The 1,975-nt window shown below is 74.3% G+C and carries 2 protein-coding genes; both read left to right on the forward strand.

Annotated features, from left to right (window positions below; all coding sequences use genetic code 11):
* Positions 1–144: 144 nt before the first annotated feature.
* A complete protein-coding gene (locus tag ACOV8S_RS10440) occupies positions 145–1,413 on the forward strand; it encodes a sensor domain-containing protein (protein WP_448317511.1) in 1,269 nt (422 codons plus the stop codon).
* Positions 1,377–1,975 (forward strand): LuxR C-terminal-related transcriptional regulator (locus tag ACOV8S_RS10445; RefSeq protein WP_448317512.1); only part of this gene is annotated, 599 nt, incomplete at its 3' end. The genes ACOV8S_RS10440 and ACOV8S_RS10445, both read left to right, overlap by 37 nt.

Below are 1,975 nucleotides of genomic sequence, written 5' to 3' on the forward strand. Positions count from 1 at the left end.
GGGACGCACGGCCGGGGAGGGTGTACCTGGCACCACCCCCGTCGGGGGGCCGTGCCCCGTGCGGCCGCCGCCCGCCGGCCGTAGCGTCGGGGACGTCGGGAACACACCCGGCGAAACGGCACCGTACGACGGGGAGTTGGACACATGTCCGCCAAGAAGGCATGCGTGGCCGCAGTGCGCGGTTTCGCCCTGGGAACGTTCTCCCTCATCGGCTCCTCCCTCCTGCTGGTCCTCACCCTGCTGGCCGCCGCCCTGGTTCCTCTCGGCGTCGGCACCCTGCTGCTGCCGCCCCTGCTCGGCCTCGTCCGCCGGTTCACCGACCTGCGGAGGCTGGCGGCGGCCCGCTGGTACGGCATCGACATCCCGCCCGCCGTGCACGGCCCCGGCCCCGCCGGGCTGCCCGCCACCGGCCCGGCCCGCACCCTGCACCTGATGACGGACCCGGCGGTCCGCCGCGAACTGCTCTGGCTCCCGGTGGACATGACCGCGGGCTTCCTCCTCGCCATGCTGCCCGTGGCACTGCTGAGCAACGCGGTGCAGGGGATCGCCCTGCCGCTCGGGCACTGGCGGGTCGTCGCGGAGGGCGGGGACTACTGGTACCTGTTCCTCCCCGTCAGCTCGCAGGCCGACGCGATCGGCGCCGGGCTCCTCGGACTGCTCGTGCTGCACCTCGCGTTCCGCTTCAACGACCGCCTGCTGAAGGCCCACTTCACGCTGACCCGGAGCCTGCTGTCCCCGGGCCGGGCGTCGCTGGAGCGCCGGGTGGAGGAACTCGCCCGCACCCGGCACGACGCCGTGGACACCTCCGCCGCGGAACTGCGCCGCATCGAGCGCGACCTGCACGACGGGGCGCAGGCCCGGCTGGTCGCCATGGGGATGAGCCTCAGCACCATCGAGACCCTGCTCGACAAGGACCCCTCGCAGGCACGGCTGCTGCTCGCCCAGGCACGCGCCGAGTCCGTCGAGGCGCTCGCCGAACTGCGGGACCTGGTACGCGGCATCCACCCGCCCGTGCTGGCGGAGCGCGGCCTCGGCGACGCGGCGCGGGCCCTCGCGCTCCGGACGCCGCTGCCGGTGGAGGCCGACGTCGACCTTCCCGGCAGGCCGGAGGCCGCCGTGGAGTCGGCCGTCTACTTCGCGCTCAGCGAGATGCTGACCAACGTCGTCAAGCACGCCGGGGCGACCCGGATCTGGCTGGAGATGGGGTACCGCGACGGCATGCTGCGCCTGACCGTCGGCGACGACGGGCACGGCGGCGCCGACCCGGCGGCCGGCACCGGACTGGCGGGGGTGGAGCGGCGGCTGGGAGCATTCGACGGTGTCCTGGCCGTCAGCAGTCCGACCGGCGGCCCCACCGTGGTGACCCTGGAGATTCCGTGCGCGTTGTCCTCGCCGAAGACCTCTTCCTGCTGAGGGACGGCCTGGTCCGGCTGCTGGAGGCGCACGGCTTCGAGATCGCCGCCGCCGTCGACAACGGCCCCGGACTGGACCGCGCCCTCGAGGAACTGGAGCCGGACGTCGCCGTCGTCGACGTCCGGCTCCCGCCCTCCTTCACCGACGAGGGGCTGCAGTGCGCCCTGCGGGCCCGGAGCCGCCGCCCCGGCCTGCCGGTCCTGGTGCTCTCCCAGCACGTCGAGCAGCTCTACGCCCGCGAACTGCTCGCCGACGGCAGCGGCGGCGTCGGCTATCTGCTGAAGGACCGGGTGCTGGACGCCGGGCAGTTCACCGAGGCCGTCCGCCGGGTCGCGGCCGGCGGCACCGCCATGGACCCCCAGGTCATCTCCCAGCTGCTGCAGCGCAGTTCGGGCGACGACCGGCCCGTCTCACGGCTCACCCCGCGCGAGCGGGAGGTGCTGGAGCTGATGGCGCAGGGCCGCTCCAACGCCGCCATCGCCGGCCGCCTGACGGTCACCGAACGGGCCGTCGCCAAGCACACCGCCAACATCTTCGCCAAGCTCGGCCTGGAGGTGTCCGA

This window comes from Streptomyces sp. CO7, assembly GCF_053474865.1.